Origin of the sequence: Streptomyces sp. NPDC006997, assembly GCF_040635175.1 — a bacterium.
GTDB lineage: Bacteria > Actinomycetota > Actinomycetes > Streptomycetales > Streptomycetaceae > Streptomyces.
On sequence record NZ_JBEYHH010000032.1, the window covers coordinates 69,362 to 88,904 of the forward strand.

The 19,543-nt window shown below is 70.6% G+C and carries 18 protein-coding genes, 1 rRNA gene and 1 riboswitch; of the genes, 7 read left to right on the forward strand and 12 right to left on the reverse strand.

Features of this window, described 5'->3' with window-relative positions; all coding sequences use genetic code 11:
* The first annotated feature begins 503 nt into the window (after positions 1-503).
* From ABZ659_RS27660 to ABZ659_RS27685, 6 genes are all read left to right on the forward strand, one after another.
* Positions 504-1,088 carry a hypothetical protein gene (locus ABZ659_RS27660; protein WP_360225040.1) on the forward strand — a complete coding sequence of 195 codons (585 nt, stop codon included), beginning with the start codon at positions 504-506 and terminating at the stop codon, positions 1,086-1,088.
* A 354-nt stretch (positions 1,089-1,442) separates the two neighbouring features.
* Positions 1,443-1,640 carry a DUF5999 family protein gene (locus ABZ659_RS27665; RefSeq protein ID WP_360225042.1) on the forward strand — a complete coding sequence of 66 codons (198 nt, stop codon included), beginning with the start codon at positions 1,443-1,445 and terminating at the stop codon, positions 1,638-1,640.
* Between the two features lie 164 nt (positions 1,641-1,804).
* A complete protein-coding gene (locus ABZ659_RS27670) occupies positions 1,805-2,200 on the forward strand; it encodes a helix-turn-helix transcriptional regulator (protein ID WP_360225044.1) in 396 nt (131 codons plus the stop codon).
* 162 nt (positions 2,201-2,362) lie between these two features.
* On the forward strand, positions 2,363-3,205 hold the full coding sequence (gene modA / locus ABZ659_RS27675) for a molybdate ABC transporter substrate-binding protein (protein WP_360225046.1): 843 nt from the start codon (positions 2,363-2,365) through the stop codon (positions 3,203-3,205).
* Positions 3,202-4,023 carry an ABC transporter permease gene (locus ABZ659_RS27680; protein ID WP_360225048.1) on the forward strand — a complete coding sequence of 274 codons (822 nt, stop codon included), beginning with the start codon at positions 3,202-3,204 and terminating at the stop codon, positions 4,021-4,023. Before modA ends, ABZ659_RS27680 begins: the two co-directional genes overlap by 4 nt.
* A 44-nt stretch (positions 4,024-4,067) precedes the next feature.
* Positions 4,068-5,120: an ABC transporter ATP-binding protein gene (locus ABZ659_RS27685; RefSeq protein WP_360225050.1), complete on the forward strand. Its 1,053-nt coding sequence runs from the start codon at positions 4,068-4,070 to the stop codon at positions 5,118-5,120.
* 89 nt (positions 5,121-5,209) lie between these two features.
* Here the strand turns inward: ABZ659_RS27685 and gcvP are convergent, their stop codons facing one another.
* The gene (gcvP, locus tag ABZ659_RS27690; RefSeq protein WP_360225052.1) at positions 5,210-8,095 is read right to left on the reverse strand and encodes an aminomethyl-transferring glycine dehydrogenase; all 2,886 of its coding nucleotides are present in this window, start codon (positions 8,093-8,095) and stop codon (positions 5,210-5,212) included.
* A 175-nt stretch (positions 8,096-8,270) separates the two neighbouring features.
* Positions 8,271-8,366, reverse strand: a riboswitch (glycine riboswitch).
* Between the two features lie 151 nt (positions 8,367-8,517).
* Here gcvP and ABZ659_RS27695 point away from each other — a divergent pair.
* Positions 8,518-8,859 carry a PRC-barrel domain-containing protein gene (locus ABZ659_RS27695; protein WP_360225054.1) on the forward strand — a complete coding sequence of 114 codons (342 nt, stop codon included), beginning with the start codon at positions 8,518-8,520 and terminating at the stop codon, positions 8,857-8,859.
* Between the two features lie 174 nt (positions 8,860-9,033).
* Here ABZ659_RS27695 and ABZ659_RS27700 read toward each other — a convergent pair whose 3' ends face one another.
* The 11 genes from ABZ659_RS27700 to rrf form a co-directional block, all read right to left on the reverse strand.
* A complete protein-coding gene (locus tag ABZ659_RS27700) occupies positions 9,034-10,401 on the reverse strand; it encodes a DNA polymerase IV (protein WP_360225056.1) in 1,368 nt (455 codons plus the stop codon).
* Positions 10,402-10,529: 128 nt separating this feature from the next.
* Positions 10,530-11,210 (reverse strand): MerR family transcriptional regulator, encoded by a 681-nt coding sequence (locus ABZ659_RS27705; protein ID WP_360225058.1) that lies wholly within the window; start codon positions 11,208-11,210, stop codon positions 10,530-10,532.
* 261 nt (positions 11,211-11,471) lie between these two features.
* Entirely contained in the window at positions 11,472-11,945 is a 474-nt protein-coding gene (locus ABZ659_RS27710) for a bifunctional nuclease family protein (protein WP_360225060.1), read from the reverse strand.
* A 156-nt stretch (positions 11,946-12,101) separates the two neighbouring features.
* Positions 12,102-12,845: a MerR family transcriptional regulator gene (locus ABZ659_RS27715; protein ID WP_360225062.1), complete on the reverse strand. Its 744-nt coding sequence runs from the start codon at positions 12,843-12,845 to the stop codon at positions 12,102-12,104.
* A gap of 43 nt (positions 12,846-12,888) precedes the next feature.
* On the reverse strand, positions 12,889-13,848 hold the full coding sequence (locus ABZ659_RS27720; RefSeq protein ID WP_360225064.1) for an FHA domain-containing protein: 960 nt from the start codon (positions 13,846-13,848) through the stop codon (positions 12,889-12,891).
* Positions 13,849-13,909: 61 nt separating this feature from the next.
* Entirely contained in the window at positions 13,910-14,749 is an 840-nt protein-coding gene (locus tag ABZ659_RS27725) for a DUF881 domain-containing protein (protein WP_360225066.1), read from the reverse strand.
* Between the two features lie 5 nt (positions 14,750-14,754).
* Entirely contained in the window at positions 14,755-15,087 is a 333-nt protein-coding gene (locus tag ABZ659_RS27730) for a small basic family protein (RefSeq protein ID WP_360225068.1), read from the reverse strand.
* A gap of 12 nt (positions 15,088-15,099) precedes the next feature.
* Positions 15,100-16,011 (reverse strand): DUF881 domain-containing protein, encoded by a 912-nt coding sequence (locus ABZ659_RS27735; protein WP_360225070.1) that lies wholly within the window; start codon positions 16,009-16,011, stop codon positions 15,100-15,102.
* A gap of 107 nt (positions 16,012-16,118) precedes the next feature.
* A complete protein-coding gene (locus tag ABZ659_RS27740) occupies positions 16,119-18,614 on the reverse strand; it encodes a mannose-1-phosphate guanyltransferase (RefSeq protein ID WP_360225072.1) in 2,496 nt (831 codons plus the stop codon).
* Positions 18,615-18,730: 116 nt separating this feature from the next.
* Complete coding sequence (locus tag ABZ659_RS27745) at positions 18,731-19,339, reverse strand: CDP-alcohol phosphatidyltransferase family protein (protein ID WP_360225074.1); 609 nt, start codon at positions 19,337-19,339, stop codon at positions 18,731-18,733.
* 109 nt (positions 19,340-19,448) lie between these two features.
* Positions 19,449-19,543: ribosomal RNA gene (rrf, locus tag ABZ659_RS27750) — 5S ribosomal RNA — on the reverse strand; the annotation flags it as partial.

Consider the following 19,543-nt stretch of genomic DNA (forward strand, 5'->3'; position numbering starts at 1 on the left):
GGTGGATGATGCCCAGCCGAAGCCATCGGTAACGTCTGCGGCGGACCTCGCCGCGCGCTACTGTGGTGACGGCACGACCGAACGACCGATGGCACATTCACCCGGCAAGTTGCCCCGTGAAACTTCCGGGGCCCGAGATCTCGTGAAAAACGCCGATGAGAATTAGCCTACCGCGGCGGCCACGAATCCCGAGGTCAGCGCGGTGCGAGCACCCCGGAAACGGGAAGAATCCCGCGTATCACCGACCGAATGAACCCTTGCCCAGGTCGCGGGAAACGACTAGCCGAAACACAGCCTGAACACGTGTCGTATAAACTCCGCGAACAGGCAGAAGGTTGGTGCCCGCGGTCGCGGAGTCCGGCCGTCGGTCCGCGACGCGGCAGACCGCACCCGTCCCGCACGCCCCCGACCTGGGCCCTGCCTTCCTGACCTGGTGAGCTGACAGCGCCGTCCGCCCCCGCCCCCTCGCGCCACCGTGCCTGTCGATTGAGAGGCGACCCACCATGCCGCTGCATGTCCCCGAGGCTCCCGCGCCCGCACTCCGTACCGTCCTCACGGCTCTCGGTTCCCCCACCGCCGTCCGCGAGGCACGTACCCCCTCCCTGCGCACCGCCCAGGGTCCCGTCGCACCCGAACTGCCACTGCCGGTCCACGTACTGGACCGGATCTCCGCCAAGGGCACCCCGGCCACCCGGCTGGCGGGCTGGCGCTTCCTGATCCGTGGCGGCGACCGCGCCCTGGCCGCCGCGGAGACCATGCTGACCCCCGACGGCTGGGCCTTCTCGCACTTCTTCGAGGGCCCGTACGTCACCTCCACCGAGCGCGCGCTGCGCCAGGCGGAGAGCCTGACCCAGCCGTACCAGCCGCGGCTGCTGTCCCTGCCCGGCCTGTACATGCTCACGCTCTGGCTGCACGGCGACCACACCGCGGACGGCGCCACCGGCCACCCGGCCGCCACGGACCTGCTGGTGCCGCTCGCCCCGGCCCCGCCCGGCATCGCCGCCCACCGGCCGCACCGGGTGGCCGACCTGCTGCCGGTCCTCACCCACCGGGCGACCCCGACCCCGCTGCTCGGCTCCCCGGCCTGACCGTCCCGTACCCCGCTGCTCGGCTCCCCGGCCTGACCGTCCCGTACCCCGCTGCCGCGTCCCCCACCAGACGCGGCGGCGGGGTACGCCCCTGTCCCGTCCGGCGCCGCACGGGACGGGGCGGACACAGAATGGACTAGTCCCATCCGGTCACGGCGAACCACCCGAAGTGACCGTGCAGTTGGGCTGAACCGTCCGCGTGGGTGGCGCGTCCTGAACCTGTGAGGAGCGGTGCCCCGAAATCCCTGCGGATCGCCGCCCGGAAGGCAACACTGGGTTCCGACCGACTTATCAACGGGGGCGGTTATGAACGAGTCCATTCCACACCTCACACCACACCGAGAGAACCCACCCATGTGCCAGCACCAGCCACCGTGTCCGTCAGCCGATTCCGCCGACCGGGAGTCCGCCCGCCTCGTGGCGCACCACCCGGAACAGGGCTGGAGCCTGCTGTGCAACGGCGTCCTGCTCTTCGAGGACACCGGTGAACTGCTGCCGGACGGCAGGATCATCGACCCGCACCGTCCACTCCGGGTGGCCACGGCGGCGTGAGCACGACCGGGCGGGGGGCGACACCCCGCCCGGGGGATCCGAAGGGGCCGGCCCGCGGGACGTCACCGCGAACCGGCCCCGACGCGCGTCCGGCACCGGTCACTCCCCGTAGCCGGCCGCACCCCGTGGCGTGAGACGCGCCGCGCCGCCCTAGGGTGACGCCCATGCAGTCCTACACAATCGGCCAGGCCGCGCGCCTGCTCGGGGTCAGCCCGGACACCGCGCGCCGCTGGGCGGACGCGGGCCGCGTGCCCACCCACCGCGACGACAACGGGCGGCGACTCATCGACGGACGGGACCTCGCCGCGTTCTCCGTCGACATCGCCAGGGCCGACGGCACCGACGAGGAGACCCCGTACACCTCGGCCCGCAACGCCTTCCCCGGCATCGTCACCGCCGTCAAGCTCGGCGACGTCGCCGCCCAGGTCGAGATCCAGGCCGGCCCGCACCGGCTGGTGTCCCTGCTGACCCGCGAGGCGGTCGAGGAACTGGGCCTGGAGGTCGGCATGGCGGCCACCGCCCGGGTGAAGTCGACCAACGTCCACATCGACCGCACCTGACGATCAGCTGAGTCGCACATGCGAACCGACATCCCGGCATTACCTCGCTCATGCGATGTTCCAACGAATAAACAGCCCGCATCTGCGGACGTATGATCGGCGTAGAGTCGACGCACTGGAGGGCCTGCCGGGGCCCTTCCCGGACACCGAGCGAGGGCCCTCGTGACCATACGTTCCGCACGCCGCACCCGCCGTGGCCACCGCGCCCTGACGGCGGGCGGGATCGGCGGCGCCGCGCTGCTCCTCCTGGGCGCCTGCTCCCCGGCCGTCGACACCCAGTCCGGCTCCGACGCCCACAGCGCCCCCGCCTACACCACCTCGGGGCAGGTCTCCGGCACCGTCACCGTCCTCGCCGCCGCCTCCCTGAAGGAGAGCTTCACGGCCCTGGCCGCGGAGTTCGAGAAGCGGCACCCCGGCACGGAGGTGACGCTCGGCTTCGGCGGCAGCGACAACCTCGCCGCGAGCATCACCAGCGGCGCCCCGGCCGACGTGTTCGCCGCCGCCAGCCCCGGGACGATGGAGACCGTGGTCAACGCGGACGGCACGGTGGGGCCGCCCGCCACCTTCGTCCGCAACCAGCTGGAGATCGCCACCCTCCCCGGCAACCCCGACCAGATCACCACCCTGAAGGACCTCGGCAAGTCCGGTCTGAAGGTCGTCCTGTGCGACGCGACGGTGCCCTGCGGCATCGCCGCCCAACGGTCCCTGGAAGCGGGCGGCGTCAGCGTCACCCCGGTCTCCTACGAGCGGGACGTCAAGAGCGCCCTGACCAAGGTCGAGCTGAAGGAGGCCGACGCCGCCCTCGTCTACCGCACCGACGTCCGGGCCGCGGGCGGCAAGGTGACCGGCGTCCCCTTCCCCGAGTCCGCGCAGGCCGTCAACAACTACCCGATCGCCCGCCTGAAGGACGCCCCCAACGCGGAGGGCGGCCAGGCGTTCATCGACCTCGTGCGCTCCGCCGAGGGCCGGAAGATCCTCACGGACGCCGGCTTCCTCGCCCCATGACCAGCCCACCGGCCACCCGTAGGACACGGCGCCGTGGCACCCGTTCCGTACCGCTGCCGCTGCTCGTCCCCGCCCTCGCCGGGCTGGCCTTCCTCCTGCTCCCCCTCGCCGCCCTGCTGGTCCGGACGCCCTGGCGGACCCTGCCCGACCAGCTGACCAGCGAGGAGGTCTGGCAGGCGCTGCGGCTGTCGCTGGTGTGCGCCACCTCGGCGACCGCGCTGAGCCTGGTCATCGGCGTCCCGCTGGCCTGGCTGCTGGCCCGCACCGACTTCCCCGGCCGCCGCCTGGTGCGGGCCCTGGTGACCCTGCCGCTGGTGCTGCCGCCGGTGGTCGGCGGTGTGGCGCTGCTGCTCGCCCTCGGCCGCAACGGCGTCGTCGGGCAGTGGCTGGACGCCTGGTTCGGCGTCACCCTGCCGTTCACCACCACCGGCGTGATCCTCGCGGAGACCTTCGTGGCGATGCCGTTCCTCGTCATCAGCGTCGAGGGCACCCTGCGCGCCGCCGACCCCCGCTACGAGGAGGCCGCCACCACTCTCGGCGCGTCCCGCTTCACCGCGTTCCGACGCGTGACCCTGCCGCTGATCGCGCCGGGCGTCGCCGCCGGTGCCGTACTCGCCTGGGCGCGCGCCCTCGGGGAGTTCGGCGCGACCATCACCTTCGCCGGCAACTTCCCGGGCCGCACCCAGACCATGCCGCTCGCGGTCTACCTCGCCCTCCAGAACGACCCCGCCGCGGCCATCGCCCTCAGCCTGGTCCTGCTCGCCGTCTCCATCGCGGTCCTCGCGGGCCTGCGCGACCGCTGGCTGACCCCGTCATGACCCCCAGGGAAGCCCGTCCCATGACCGACAGGGAAGCCCCTCCCATGACCGACCTCCGCGGCGGCCTCGACGCCCACCTCGTCGTCGACCGCGGCGCCTTCCACCTCGACGTCGCGCTCGGCGCCGCCCCCGGCGACGTCGTCGCGCTCCTCGGACCCAACGGCGCGGGCAAGACCACCGCCCTGCGCGCCCTCGCCGGCCTCACCCCGCTCACCGGCGGCCACCTGCGCCTCGACGGCCGCGACCTGGACGGCACCCCGCCCGAGTCCCGCCCGGTCGGCGTCGTCTTCCAGGACTACCTGCTCTTCCCGCACCTCACGGCCCTCGACAACGTGGCGTTCGGCCCGCGCTGCCGGGGAGTGCCCAAGGCGGCGGCCCGCGCGCGGGCGGCCGAGTGGCTGGCCCGCATGGGCCTCACCGACCACGCCACCGCCAGGCCCCGGCGGCTCTCCGGCGGCCAGGCGCAGCGCGTGGCCCTCGCCCGCGCCCTGGCCACCCACCCCCGGCTGCTCCTCCTGGACGAGCCCCTGGCCGCGCTGGACGCCCGTACCCGCCTTGAGGTGCGCGCCGGGCTCCGCCGCCATCTGGCGGACTTCGAGGCGGTCGCCGTCCTCGTCACCCACGACCCGCTCGACGCCATGGTGCTGGCCGACCGTCTGGTGGTGGTCGAGGACGGCCGGGTCGTCCAGGAGGGCACCCCCGCGGACATCGCCCGCCGCCCGCGCACCGACTACATCGCCCAGCTGGTGGGCCTGAACCTCTACCAGGGCGAGGCGGACGGCCACACGGTCCACGTGACCACCGGACCGGCGATCACCACCACGGAACACCTCACGGGCCCGGCGTTCGTCGCCTTCCCCCCGAACGCGGTCACCCTGCACCGCGCCCGCCCCACCGGCTCCAGCGCCCGCAACCTCTGGCACTGCGAGGTCACGGGCCTGGAGACACACGGCGACCAGATCCGCGCCGCCCTGAAGGGCGACCTCACCCTCACGGCCGACCTGACGACGATCGCGGCGGCGGAACTGGACCTGCACCCGGGAGCGAAGGTCTGGGCCACGGTGAAGGCGTCCCAGACGCACGCCTACCCGGCGTAAGTCATCGGAACGCGCTCAGGGAAGCGCCCCTCAGGGGTGCGGGCAACCGCGCGACCGGCCACAACACACCCGCACCCGAGGAACGGCCCTCAGTCCTCGTACGCGTCCAGCGGCGGGCAGGAACACACCAGGTTCCGGTCCCCGAAGGCCTGGTCGATCCTCCGCACCGGCGGCCAGTACTTGTCCGCGACGGACACCCCACCCGGGAACACCGCGTCCTCCCGGCTGTAGGCGTGCTCCCAGGCCCCACCGACAGAAGCCGCGGTATGCGGAGCGTTGCGCAGCGGGTTGTCGTCGGCGGGCCACTCCCCCGCCCCGACCTTCTCGATCTCCCCGCGTATGGCGATCATCGCCTCGCAGAACCGGTCCAGCTCGACCAGGTCCTCCGACTCGGTCGGCTCGATCATCAGCGTCCCGGCCACCGGGAACGACATCGTCGGCGCGTGGAAGCCGTAGTCGATGAGCCGCTTGGCGACGTCGTCGACGCTCACGCCGGTCGCCTTGGTCAGCGGCCGCAGGTCGATGATGCACTCGTGCGCGACGAGCCCGCCCGGCCCGGTGTAGAGCACCGGGTAGTGCGGTTCGAGCCGCTTGGCGATGTAGTTGGCGCTGAGGACGGCCACCTGGGTGGCCCGCTTGAGCCCCTCGCCGCCCATCAGCCGGACGTACGCCCAGGAGATGGGCAGGATGCCCGCGGAGCCCCAGGGCGCCGCGGAGACGGGCCCCACGCCCGTCTCAGGCCCGGCCGCGGGCTGGAGCGGGTGGTTCGGCAGGTACGGCGCCAGGTGGGACCGTACGGCCACCGGGCCGACTCCGGGACCGCCGCCGCCGTGCGGGATGCAGAACGTCTTGTGCAGGTTCAGGTGGGAGACGTCGCCGCCGAAGTGGCCCGGCCTGGCGAGCCCGACCAGCGCGTTGAGGTTGGCCCCGTCGACGTAGACCTGCCCCCCGGCCTCGTGGACCCGGGCGCAGATGTCGGCGACGTGCTCCTCGAACACGCCGTGCGTGGACGGGTACGTGATCATCAGCACCGCCAGCTCGTCACGGTACCGCTCGATCTTCGCCCGGAGGTCCTCGACGTCGATCTCGCCGTCCTCGGCGGTCTGCACGACGACGACCTTCATCCCGGCCATCACGGCGCTCGCCGCGTTGGTCCCGTGCGCGGAGGACGGGATCAGACACACGGTCCGCTGCTCGTCCCCGTTGGCCCGGTGGTACCCGCGTACGGCGAGCAGACCGGCCAGCTCCCCCTGCGACCCGGCGTTGGGCTGGAGGCTGACCTTGTCGTACCCGGTGACCTCGGCGAGCCGCTCCTCCAGCTCACGGATGAGCGTGAGGTAGCCCCCGGCCTGCTCGGCGGGCGCGAACGGGTGCAGCTGACCGAACTCCGGCCAGGTGACCGGCTCCATCTCGGTGGTCGCGTTGAGCTTCATCGTGCAGGAGCCCAGCGGGATCATGCCCCGGTCCAGCGCGTAGTCCCGGTCGGCGAGCCGCCGCAGGTACCGCAGCATGGCGGTCTCGGACCGGTGCTGGCGGAAGACGGGATGGGTCAGGAACTCGTCACCCCGCAGCAACGCCTCCGGCAGCGCGTCCGCGCTCCCCTCATCCAGCGCCTCGACGTCACCCTCGACCCCGAAGGCGTCCCATACGGCGGCCAGCTGCGCCCGGGTGGTGGTCTCGTCACAGGCGATCGACACCTGGTCGGCGTCGACGCGCCGCAGGTTGACGCCGTTGTCCCGGGCGGCCTCGACGACCGCACCGGCACGCCCGGGAACCCGCGCGGTGACGGTGTCGAAGAAGGACCCGTGCACGACCTCGACGCCCCCGGCGACGAGCCCGGCGGCGAGGATGGCGGCGTACCTGTGCGTCCGCGCGGCGATCCCCTTCAGCCCCTCGGGCCCGTGGTACACGGCGTACATCCCGGCCATCACGGCGAGCAGCACCTGAGCGGTACAGATGTTGCTGGTGGCCTTCTCACGCCGGATGTGCTGCTCCCGCGTCTGCAACGCGAGCCGGTACGCCTTGTGCCCGTCGGCGTCCACGGAGACCCCCACGAGCCGCCCGGGCAGGCTGCGCGCGAACTTCTCCCGTACGGCCATGTAACCGGCGTGCGGCCCGCCGAAGCCCATCGGCACACCGAACCGCTGGGTCGTACCGACCGCGATGTCCGCGCCCAGCTCACCCGGCGACTTCAGCAGCGTGAGCGCCAGCAGGTCGGCGGCGACGGTGACGACCGCACCCAGCTCGTGGGCCTGCGCGATCACGGGCGCCAGGTCCCGTACGACGCCGGAGGCGCCGGGGTACTGGAGCAGCACCCCGTTGATCTCCCGCCCGGCGACGTCGGCCGGGATCCCCCCGCTCAGGTCGGCGACGACGACCTCCACCCCGGTCGGCTCGGCGCGGGTCCGTATCACGGCGATGGTCTGCGGCAGGGCGTCCGCGTCGACCAGGAAGAGGCCCTTCTTGTTCTTGCCCATGCGCCGCGACAGCGCCATGGCCTCGGCGGCGGCGGTGCCCTCGTCGAGCAACGATGCGCCCGAGGTCGGCAGCCCGGTGAGGTCGGCGACGACGGTCTGGAAGTTCAGCAGCGCCTCGAGTCGCCCCTGGGAGATCTCCGGCTGGTAGGGCGTGTAGGCCGTGTACCAGGCCGGGTTCTCCATGACGTTGCGCAAGATCACGGGCGGTGTGAAGGTCCCGTAGTACCCAAGCCCGATCATGGAACCGAGCACCTGGTTACGGTCCGCCAGCGACCGCAGCTCGGCCAGCACCTCGGCCTCGCTCCGCGCCTCCGGCAGCTCCAGCGACTCGGCGTTCTTGATCACATCCGGGACCGCGGCGGCGGTCAACTCGTCGAGCGAGCCGTAGCCGACCTGCGCGAGCATCTTCGCCCGCGCCTCCTGGTCGGGTCCGATATGGCGCTGCTCGAAGGCGATGCCCCGCTCGAGCTCGGCGAGGGGAATGCGATGGGCGGTCATACGGAGGCCTCCATGGTCTGACACGACCTTCGGGGGACACCGCGAAACGGGTGCCCCAACGGCCTCCCCCTCTGTCATCTCAACCTGAGAGCTTCACCGGACACCCGCGGGCCTCCGGTTTTCACCGTCGGTGAGGGCGGACGCCGTCGACACCCGCCCTGCTTTCCAGAGTGACCTCGTCCGTGCGGTACGTGGGCCTGAGAGATTCCGGGGAGGATTTGCTCCTTCGGCGCCTCCGATGGTGTCTGGAGGACTCTCCCGCACAGGGTCAGCAGCCGTCTGCCAGCCTACCAGCGCACACAAGACCGACTTCTTCGAGTGGCCGCCCTCCTCAATCTGCCCTTTCGTAGTAACCGGAGCAAAGCGCCCGAACCGCTACGAGCCACGCCGTAACGGATGACTTGCGACCAGTTGGAGGGCCCGTGCAGACCGACATCGATCCGCGCAACCTGATCGGCCGCAAGGCGTTCGACCGCAACGGCGTCAAGATCGGCACCGTCGACGAGGTCTACCTCGACGACGCCACCGGCGTCCCCGAATGGGCCGCCATACGCACCGGCCTCTTCAGCAGGGACGCCTTCGTCCCCCTCGAACCCAGCGAACTGGTCGACGGCACCCTCCACGTCCCCTTCGACCGCACCCTGATCAAGGACGCCCCCGACTTCGGCGTAGGCCGCCACCTCTCCCCCGAACAGGAACTCCAGCTCTACCACCACTACGCCCTGGACATCACCCCCGCCCCCACAGAAGAGGCCGACGCCTGAGCCCCCAGCTCCACAGACCCACCTGCTCGCCGAACTGCGGACAGCCGTGCCGCCGGGGCGGCACGGGTGGGCGCTGGGGGTACCCCTGCTGGCAGAGCTTGGGAGAGGCACCCCGCAGCGCCGGGCCGCGCGCCCCACCCCCACGCCGGCCCCCACGCCGGCCCCCACCCCGGCTCACGCTGGAACCCCCGGCACCAACGGCAACGGCTCCACCCCCACCAACTCCGGATCCCCGATCAGGAACGTCCGCACCCGACCGGGCAACGACCCCGGCGTCTCAAACCGCACGGTCACCCGCCCCACGCCACTCCCCTGCACCCACCCGTACCCGTACTCCGCGTGACGCACATCGACCCCCGGCGCCCACCGCCGCTCACCCCCCACACCAACCTCCCCGTCCCGCCGCTCCCGCTCCCCCTCCTCACCATCCAGCCGTTCCTCCGACTCACCCCCCACCTCCTCCCCGCCTCCCACCGCCTGCGCGAACAAGTCCTCCTGCGTGTAGTCCGCGAGCCCACTCACCCCTACCCCCAACAACCGCACGCCCCCGGTCGTGTCCACCCCCTCCAACAACCGCGCGGCAGCCTCCCGCACCACCACCGCATCATCCGTAGGCCCCCGCAGCGTCTCCGACCGCGTCAGCGTCGAGAAGTCGTACCGCCGCACCTTCAGCACGATCGTCCGCCCGGACAACCCCGCCGCCCGCAACCGCCGCACACACCGCTCCGCGAGCCGCTGCACCTCCAGCCCCACCCGCACCCGGTCGTGGATGTCCACGTCATACGTGTCCTCGACCGAGACGGACTTGGTCTCCCGCTCAGCCACCACCGCCCGCTCGTCCCGCGCCAACGCCATCGCGTACAGCGCGTGGCCGTGCGCCTTCCCCAGCAGCCGGACCAGCTCGTCCTCCCCCGCCTCGGCGATCTCCCCCACCGTGGTGATCCCGGCCCGCCGCAGATGGTCACCGGTCGCGGGCCCCACCCCCGGCAGCGTCCGCACCGGCAGCGGCCCCAGCAGCGCCCGCTCGGTACCAGGCTCGATCACCACGAGCCCGTCGGGCTTGGCCTGCTCGGAGGCGATCTTCGCCAGCATCTTGGAGGCGGCGAGCCCCACCGACCCGGTGAGCCCCGTGACCCGCCGGATGTCCGCCCGCAGCCTGCTCCCCACCAGCCGCGCCGAGGTCTCGTCCCAGGCCGCTCCCCCGGCTTCCAGGTCGACGAACGCCTCATCCAGGCTGAGCGGCTCCACCAGCGGCGACAGCGCCCGCAGCAGCTCCATGACCTGCTCGCTGACCGACCGGTAGAGCTGGAACCGCGGCACGAGGTACGCGGCGTTCGGCGCGAGCCGCCGCGCCTGCGCCACGGGCATCGCCGAGTGCACCCCGAACACCCGGGCCTCGTACGACGCGGTGGCCACCACCCCCCGCGGCCCCAGCCCGCCCACGACGACGGCCTTCCCACGCAGGCTCGGCTTGGACGCCTGCTCCACCGAGGCGTAGAAGGCATCCATGTCGAGATGCAGGATCGTGGGCGCGGTTCTCACCTCTCCGATGCTGCCTCACACCACTGACAACACCCCACAGAAGCGCCCCGCGAAGCACTCCACCAAGACCCCCGACGGGCCTCTCAAGGACCGAAGCGATTCTCAGCGACCCCGGCCCCCACGCGGCCTCACACCGCCCGGTTACGCCGCCGCGCCAGCTCATCCGCCGGATTGTGGCCGACCAGCGTCTCCCCGGTGTCCACCCGCTCCCCGTGCAGCTGCGACAACGCGTTCTCGACGTCCCGCCACACCACACCCACCGCGATCCCGAAGATCCCCTGCCCACCCTGGAGCAGCGCGTGGACCTCGTCGGACGAGGTGCACTCGTACACCGTCGCACCGTCGCTCATCAGCGTCATCCGCTCAAGATCCCGGAACCCGCGCTCCCGCAGGTGCTGGACGGCGCTACGGATGTTCTGCAGGGACACCCCGGTGTCCAGGAACCGCTTGACGATCTTCAGGACCACGACGTCCCGGAAACTGTAGAGCCGCTGCGTGCCCGAACCGTGGGCGGGTCGCACGCTCGGCTCGACCAGCCCGGTGCGGGCCCAGTAGTCGAGCTGTCGGTAGGTGATCCCGGCGGCGGCGCACGCCGTCGGGCCCCGATAGCCGATCTCTTCGGATGCCATGGACGCCGCCCCTCCGCTGCTGGGCACGGCCGACGGGCGCTGCACCGCGTGATCGGCCGCCCGGACCTGGGGATATCCCCCGTTCGAGCGGAGCCGCGAGCTTGAGGGAGGGTACGGACCGCTCTCCCCCGGAATGCGTCCGGGGGCACCCCCAGCCGTACCGTCGCCGCTGCTTCTCACGCCGACCTCCGTCCTTGACCTGCCTTCTCGACGGTAGGCAGTCACCAAGGGTGCGTCAACGATCGCCACACTCGGCACGCCGAGTGATAATCACCCTAAGAGTGGTTTCCCGTGCCCCACCGCGGGGAAAGGCTAGCCGAATGCTCTCGTGACGGGCCCCGTGACGCCCTCACCAGCCCCCGGCACACGCCAGAACGCGAGCGGTCGTCGACCGGAGGACGACCCGCACGGACCACCGGTCCGTCGGGCCGACCACACGGCTCACTGGCTGCTGGTGCCGAAGTCCTCCGGCGAGATCTGGTCGAGGAACTCGCGGAACTTCTCCACCTCGTCCTCCTGCTCGTCCGGAATCGCGATACCGGCGTCGTCGAGCACTCCGTCGCTGCCGTAGATCGGCGTGCCGGTGCGCAGGGCCAGCGCTATGGCGTCGGACGGCCTGGCGCTCACCTCGACACCGCTGGCGAAGACCAGCTCCGCGTAGAAGACCCCTTCACGCAGGTCCGTGATGCGCACTTCGGTCAGCTCCTGGCCGATGGCCTCCAGCACGTCCTTGAACAGGTCGTGGGTCAGCGGCCGTGCGGGGGCCATGCCCTGCTGGGCGAAAGCGATCGCCGTCGCCTCCCCCGGCCCGATCCAGATGGGGAGGTAACGGTCGCCTCCCACTTCACGCAGGAGCACGATCGGTTGGTTGGAGGGCATTTCGACCCGGACACCTACGACATCGAGCTCGTTCACACAGCAACCCTAGGACGTGCCCGGGACGTTTGGGTAGTCGGGCCACCATGGACCGGCCGGACCGACCCCGCCCGAACCCCGCTCACCCACTGCCCCACACCCCCCGCGACCAGCCACGGAGCCCGCCACGGGCCCGGCGAACCCAGTACACCGGCTTTACGGCAGCCGGACCCCGAGCGCCGTCCGCACCAGCGCCGCGTGCAGCCGCATGGTCAGCCCCGCCAGCTCCCTCGTACGGGCCTCGGCGTGCGTCCTGGTCTGCGGATTGCGGTGCCGCCGCAGCGGCGCCACCACCTGGTCCACCAGCCCCGCCTCACGGTCGGCCGCGGCCTTCATCAGCCGCAGGTGCCGTGGCTCGATCCCGAACCGCCCGAGCTCGGCGACGAGCGCCGCCACGGTGACCACCTCGGCGTCGTACGCCCCGTCGGGCAGCGCCGCGATCAGTCCGTACGACTCCCACTCGACCAGCTCCGCCTCGCCGATCCCGGCGGCGGCCAGCAGCTCGGCCCGGCCGATCCGGGCCGCCGTAGGCCCCTCACAGGGCTCGGGGACGGCTTCCGCGTCGTCCTGCCGCTGCTGGCCCAGCACCGGAAGCGGAACGGCCTCACCGCGCACCACGGCCTCCAGGTGCTCACGGATCACCTTGAGCGGCAGATAGTGGTCCCGCTGCATCCGCAGCACCAACCCGAGCCGCTCGACGTCCCCGGAGCTGAACTTGCGGTAACCCGACGGCGTCCGCTGCGGCTCGATCAGCCCTTCCGACTCCAGGAAACGGATCTTGGAGATGGTGACCTCGGGGAACTCCTCACGCAGCACGTTCAGCACCGTGCCGATGCTCATCAGCCCACTGTCCGTGGCGGCGGTACCGCGCCCGGCACCGCCGCTCGGTGTTCGCAGCATGGACGTTCCCTCGCAGTTCCCCCGGACCGGGTCCGGGGGCGGATCAGATGCCGTGCCGGCTGGCGTAGAAGACCAGTCGGTACTTGCCGATCTGGACCTCGTCGCCGTTCGACAGCGCGACCTGGTCGATCCGCTCACGGTTGACGTACGTGCCGTTCAGGGAACCCACGTCGGCGACCGTGAACGATCCGTCGGGGCTGCGCCGGAACTCCACATGGCGGCGCGAGACCGTGACGTCGTCCAGGAAGATGTCGCTCTGCGGGTGCCGCCCGGCCGTGGTCAGGTCGCTGTCCAGCAGGAAGCGGCTGCCCGAGTTCGGCCCCCGGCGCACGACCAGCAGCGCGGAGCCCAGCGGCAGCGCGTCGACGGCCGCCTGCGCCTCGGGCGAGAGCATCGGCACCGCCGTCTGGCCGGTGGCCTCGGCGTCGTAGGCTTCGAGACCGCTGATGGAGATCGTGGACGTCGTCTCCGACGGACGCTCCGCCGTCGCCCCGGCACGCAGCGGCGCACCGCAGTTGGAGCAGAAGCGGCTGTTCTCCGCGTTGCGGTTACCGCACCTCGTACACACCAGCGCCGACATGGACGGATCCTCCTGCCGCGGCTGCCCCCCGGGGGCTTGGGACGCGTACGGGTCGCCGGTAAACCCTCCACCCGTACCTGAGGTCGACGGTTGCCCGAAACCTATGCCCGCGGCCTGGGCAGGGTCAACAGACGGCGCGCCCTGACCTCCGGGAACGCCACCTCCCTGACCCGCCACCTGATCCCGGTACAGCGGGCGCTGGCCCTCCGCGTCGGGCTGTGCGCGGTGCCGAGCGGTCGCGTTCTCGCGGCCCTCTCGCGCGCTCTTGCCGAACAACTTCGCAAACAACTTCACGGGCGATTCCCCTTGACCGAAACAGACCCGCCCGTGGGGCAGGACGAACCCTGACTGCACACTCTGGCCGACCCGGACACCTTCACAACGTCCGTCTCCACCAGACAGTTTCCACCACGCACCACCCATTCGGTGCGCCGACCCCCCGCAACCTCATGCCCTGGCCGGACCTCTCCCATGCACCGCCGGTTCACGGGGAGGACGACCGAGCGTAGTCAGGCCGCTTCGCCGCCCGCAAGGCATCCACGACGATCTTGTCCGACCGCTCCACAGTAACGGTGGCCTGCTCCTTCTCCAGCATCTGCACCACGCCTCCTGGGATGTTGAGCGCCGGTTCGAGGTCCTGCGGCTTGCCGATGACCTGGAAACGATAGGGCGCGTTGATCTTGTTCCCGTCGACGCTGACGCTTTTCCCCGACCCCGACGCCGTCAGGTAGGTACCGGCGACCACGCGCACCCCGTTGACCTGGATCGCCTCCGCACCGGCCGCGCGCAGCTCCTGCACCGCGTCGAGCAGCATGTGCGCCTCGACCGTCCCCTTCGTGTCGTCGATCGTCATCGTGATGCCGGGTCCCTGCGCCGCCACGGTCCCCGCCAGGATCCCGAGTTGCCGCTCCTTCTCGATCCGCTGCCTGCGGGCTTCCTCGGCCTGGTCCGAGCTGTTCTCCAGCTCGTCCCGCTGCTCCTCAAGATCCTGCTTCTCGTCTTCTAGACGCTGGGTACGGTCGTCGAGTTCATCGAGGATGCGTACAAGATCTTCCTGACGCGCGCCCCGCAGCGCGCTGTCGCCGTCGCTGTTGGAGGCGACCTGGACGGCCAGCCCGAAACCGAGCCCGAACAGCAGCAGCGCGACGATCAGTTGCGCCCGGGTCACCCGCGGCGGCCACAGCCCCTGCGCCAGCCGCTGCCGGCCGGTCAGCTCCGGCTCACCGGCCTGCTCCGGAGCCTCGGGCCGCCGTGTCTGCGCGGGCACCTCCGCGGGCAGTTCCCTGCGCAGCCGGTTCTCCGGCGCCTCGTCCTTCTCGCCCATCGCCCTCACGCCCGGAACACGTGCCGTCGGATCGCCGCGGCGTTGGAGAAGATACGGATGCCGAGGACGACCACGACACCGGTGGACAGCTGCGCGCCCACACCCAGCTCGTCACCGAGGAAGACGATCAGCGCGGCCACGACCACGTTCGACAGGAACGACACCACGAAGACCTTGTCGTCGAAGATCCCGTCGAGCATGGCCCGCAGGCCACCGAAGACGGCGTCGAGCGCCGCGACCACGGCGATCGGCAGATAAGGCTCGACGGCCGCCGGAACCTCGGGCCGGACCAACAGGCCGGCCACGACTCCCACGACGAGGCCCAGTACGGCGATCACGTTGTGCCTACCTCAGTTCTTCTCGGTTCTCGGCTGTGCTGTCCCGGTCAGCGGCTCAGCGGTACGGACGATCACACTGGGCGCCGCGGCCAGCCGGAGACCGTCCTCCACGGAGATGCTGGTGCGGATGCCGAAACTGTCCTTCAAGGCGTCCAGGTAGAGCCCGTCCGCGCTCTCCTGGAACCGGCGCTTCAGCTCGCCCCCGTCCCCCACCGCGAGGACCGTGTACGGCGGCACCAGCGGCCTGTTGTCGACCAGTATGGCGTCGCCCGCCGCCCTGATCGCGGACAGCGCCGTCAGCCGCTGCCCGTTGATCGAGACGGCCTCGGCACCGGACTCCCACAGTCCGTTCACCACGCGCTGCATGTCCCGGTCCCGCACCCGCCCCGTGTCGGAGAAACCCGACGTCCCGCGCGGGTCGCCGTTCCCGCCCGCCGAGGTGTCCTCGGCGTCGTTGACGACCAACTCCACCCCGGGACCGCGCACTTCCGCGGCGCCGGAGAGGATCCCCAGCAGCGCCGTACGGTCCCCGTCGCCGCTCTCCTTGAGCGCCTCGCGCTGACGCGCGCCCACCTCGTCGCGCAGTTCGTCGACGCCGCTCTCCAGCTTGTCCGCCGCGGCGGTCTCGCTCTCGATGCGGTCGATCAGCTCCTCGCGCTCCTTGGCCACGACGGGTGCGGCGACCCGCGCCTGCGCCGCGCCCACGGTCACGACCAGGGCCGCCAGCACCAGACCGGCGGCCAGGCCGAGCTTCGCGCGGAGCGTCTTGGGCAGCCCCCCGGCCCCCGCGGCCTCCTTGCGCGCCGCCGCCTCGGCGTAACCGTCGTCGAGGCTGTGGTCCATGACGTTGGTGAGCAGCGACATGGAAGCGTCCGGACGCGCCGGGCGTGGCGGTGTGCTCCGAACGGGGGGCTGCTGCGGCATGTCGCACATCGTCGCATGGCGCGACCACTACCTCCGAACGGCCCCACCGGCGTGCCGGACAGGCCCCCTTGGGGACACTTGTCCGGCACGCGCGCGTGCGGGGTGTTTTAGCGTCCGGCGCTGTCCACCACCGCCGACCACTCGTCGAGCAGGGCCTGCGCGGAGGCGTCGTCCGGCCCCTCCGCCCACAGATGGGTGACCGCCTCGGCCGGGTCGGGCAGCACCAGCACCCAGCGCCCGTCGGACTCCACCACCCGTACCCCGTCCGTGGTGTCCACGTCGCGTTCTCCGGCCGCCTCGACGACCCTCCGCATCACCAGGCCCTTGACGGCCCAGGGGGTCGCCAGATCCCGCTTCAGGACGTGTGCGCGCGGGATCCGCGCGTCGATCTGGCTGAGCGTGAGCTGCGTCCGCGCCACCAGTCCGATCAGCCGTACGAAGGCCGCCGTACCGTCGAAGACACTGCTGAACTCCGGGACGATGAACCCGCCCTTGCCGTCCCCGCCGAAGATCGTCGACTCGTCCCGCCCGACCCTCGTCAGATCGTCCGGTGAGGTGGTCGTCCAGTCCACCTGGGTCCCGTGGTACGCCGCCACCTGCTCGGCGATCCTGGTCGTGGTCACCGGCAGCGCCACCCGCCCGCTGCGCCGCTCGGCGGCCACCAGATCGAGCAGGACCAGCAGGGCCCGGTCGTCCTCGACGATCCGCCCCTTCTCGTCGACCAGCGACAGCCGCTCACCGACGGGGTCGAACCGCACACCGAACGCGGCCCGCGCGGACGCGACGATCTCTCCCAACCGGACCAGCCCGGACCGCCGCGCCTCCGCCGACTCCGTCGGTCTCGACTCGTCGAGGCCGGGGTTGATCGTCAGCGAGTCCACACCCAGCTTGCCCAGCAGGCTGGGCAGCACCAGCCCGGAACTGCCGTTCGACGCGTCGACGACGACCTTCAGCCCCGACTCGGCGATCCCGGTCGTGTCGACGTTCCGCAACAGCGACCCGGTGTACGAGTCGAAGACGCTCGCCGGGAAGTGCAGGTCCCCGATCTCCCCGGGGAACGCCCGCCGGTACTCCTGCCGCGCGAACACCCGGTCCAGCTTGCGCTGACTGCCCTGTGACAGGTCCGCGCCCTGCCCGTCGAAGAACATGATGTCCACCGAGTCCGGCACACCGGGCGTGGTCCGGATCATGATCCCACCGGCACTCCCCCGAGCCGTCTGCTGCCGAGCCACCGGCAGCGGTACGTTCTCCAGGTCCCGTACGTCGATGGCGCTGGCCTGCAAGGCGGAGATCACCGCCCTCTTCAGCGCCCGGGCACCACGGGAGTGGTCACGGGCGGTGGTGACGGTGGAGCCCTTCTTCAGCGTCGTCGCGTAGGCACCGGCCAGCCGTACCGCCAGTTCGGGCGTGATCTCGACGTTCAGGATCCCGGAGACGCCCCGCGCGCCGAACAGATGCGCCTGGCCTCTCGACTCCCATATGACCGACGTGTTGACGAAGGCGCCGGCCTCGATCGTCTTGAACGGGTAGACCCGGACGTTGCCCTGGACGATCGATTCCTCACCGATCAGGCACTCGTCCCCGATGACGGCCCCGTCCTCGATCCGCGCGGCCCTCATGATGTCGGTGTTCTTCCCGACGACACAGCCCCGCAGATTGCTGTGCTGCCCGACGTACACGTTGTCGTGCACTACGGCCTTGTGCAGGAACGCCCCGCTCTTGACGACGACGTTTGACCCGACGACGGTGTGCTCGCGGATCTCGGCGCCGGCCTCGACCTTGGCGTAGTCCCCGATGTAGAGCGGCCCGCGCAGCACCGCGTCGGGATGTACCTCGGCGCCCTCCGCCACCCACACGCCCGGCGAGATCTCGAACCCGTCCAGCTCGACGTCGACCTGGCCCTCCAGGACGTCGGCCTGCGCCTTCACATAGCTCTCGTGGGTGCCGACATCCTCCCAGTAGCCCTCGGCGACATAGCCGTAAATCGGCTTGCCTTCCTTCATCAGCTGAGGGAAGACATCACCCGACCAGTCGACGGGCACATCCGCCTCGACGTAGTTGAACACTTCGGGCTCCATGACGTAGATGCCCGTGTTCACCGTGTCCGAGAACACCTGGCCCCAGGTCGGCTTCTCCAGGAAACGCTCGACCTTGCCCTCTTCGTCGACGATGGTGATGCCGAATTCCAGGGGATTCGGCACCCTCGTCAGACAGACCGTGACCAGTGACCCCTTTTCCTTGTGGAAGTTGATCAGCTCGGTGAGGTCGAAGTCGGTCAGGGCATCACCGGAGATGACGAGGAACGTGTCATCCTTCAACGCCTCCTCGGCGTTCTTGACGCTTCCAGCGGTACCGAGTGGCTTCTCCTCGTTGGCATAGGTCAACTCCATGCCGAGTTCCTCGCCGTCACCGAAGTAGTTCTTCACCAGAGACGCGAGGAACTGGACCGTGACAACGGTCTCGTTGAGCCCATGCCTTTTGAGCAACCGCAGAACGTGCTCCATGATCGGCCGGTTGGCCACCGGCAGGAGCGGCTTGGGCATACTTGAGGTCATTGGACGAAGGCGAGTGCCTTCGCCACCGGCCATCACGACGGCCTTCATGTCGGAAGCGTCCTCCTCTAAGAGACGACGGTCTAGCCGACTACTCCCGCCCGCATTGTCCCGCACTTTTGCACGGCGGGCCATCGCGCCACTGCGGCCTCATCAATCGGGCGAAGTCAATCGGCCATGGCGTCCGCCCGAACCAGACGGCGCACCTGTACCACGTAGAGAACTCCTGCCCACCAGTACAGGGTTGTACCCCATCCTGCGAACGCCCATCCGAAAATAGCAGCGAGTGACGCGATCCATCCACTTCCGTCACTGAGCAGGAGCAGCGGAAACGCATACATCAGGTTGAACGTCGCGGCCTTCCCCAGGAAGTTCACCTGCGGCGGCGGATAGCCGTGGCGCCTGAGGATGCCCACCATCACCAGCAGGACGAACTCACGGGCCAGCAGTACAAGGGTCAACCAGAGGGGCAGAATCTCCCGCCAGGTGAGCCCCACCAAAGTCGAGAGAATGTAGAGCCGGTCGGCCGCGGGATCAAGAAGTCGGCCAAGGCTGCTGATCTGGTTCCAGCGCCGCGCGAGCTTGCCGTCCAGGTAGTCACTGATGCCGCTCAGCGCCAGGACGAGCAGCGCCCACCCATCGCTCTTGGGCCCCCCGAACTCGGGCCTGAGGATCAGCCACAGGAAGAGCGGCACACCAACGAGCCGCGCCATGCTGAGGATGTTCGGGATGGTGAGGACCCGATCCGTCTGGACACGGGTCTCCTGGACCTCCACCCGGGAGCCTCCTGTGGGGAACGAGCCAACGATGCTTCCTGACCTTACCTCAACGCAAAAAAGCTCTGGCTCTCGGGTCAGAGACCCAAGAGCCAGAGCTGTAAAGGAAGTTCGGCGGCGTCCTACTCTCCCACAGGGTCCCCCCTGCAGTACCATCGGCGCTGTAAGGCTTAGCTTCCGGGTTCGGAATGTAACCGGGCGTTT

What these genes read in the sequence shown, in the direction of transcription:
- ABZ659_RS27660 (WP_360225040.1), top strand. Translation starts at nt 504, where the DNA reads ATGCCGCTGCATGTCCCCGAGGCTCCCGCGCCCGCACTCCGTACCGTC.
- ABZ659_RS27665 (WP_360225042.1), top strand. Translation starts at nt 1,443, where the DNA reads ATGTGCCAGCACCAGCCACCGTGTCCGTCAGCCGATTCCGCCGACCGG.
- ABZ659_RS27670 (WP_360225044.1), top strand. Translation starts at nt 1,805, where the DNA reads ATGCAGTCCTACACAATCGGCCAGGCCGCGCGCCTGCTCGGGGTCAGC.
- ABZ659_RS27680 (WP_360225048.1), top strand. Translation starts at nt 3,202, where the DNA reads ATGACCAGCCCACCGGCCACCCGTAGGACACGGCGCCGTGGCACCCGT.
- ABZ659_RS27685 (WP_360225050.1), top strand. Translation starts at nt 4,068, where the DNA reads ATGACCGACCTCCGCGGCGGCCTCGACGCCCACCTCGTCGTCGACCGC.
- gcvP (WP_360225052.1), bottom strand. Translation starts at nt 8,095, where the DNA reads ATGACCGCCCATCGCATTCCCCTCGCCGAGCTCGAGCGGGGCATCGCC.
- ABZ659_RS27715 (WP_360225062.1), bottom strand. Translation starts at nt 12,845, where the DNA reads ATGCTGCGAACACCGAGCGGCGGTGCCGGGCGCGGTACCGCCGCCACG.
- ABZ659_RS27720 (WP_360225064.1), bottom strand. Translation starts at nt 13,848, where the DNA reads ATGGGTGGTGCGTGGTGGAAACTGTCTGGTGGAGACGGACGTTGTGAA.
- ABZ659_RS27725 (WP_360225066.1), bottom strand. Translation starts at nt 14,749, where the DNA reads ATGGGCGAGAAGGACGAGGCGCCGGAGAACCGGCTGCGCAGGGAACTG.
- ABZ659_RS27735 (WP_360225070.1), bottom strand. Translation starts at nt 16,011, where the DNA reads ATGCCGCAGCAGCCCCCCGTTCGGAGCACACCGCCACGCCCGGCGCGT.
- ABZ659_RS27740 (WP_360225072.1), bottom strand. Translation starts at nt 18,614, where the DNA reads ATGAAGGCCGTCGTGATGGCCGGTGGCGAAGGCACTCGCCTTCGTCCA.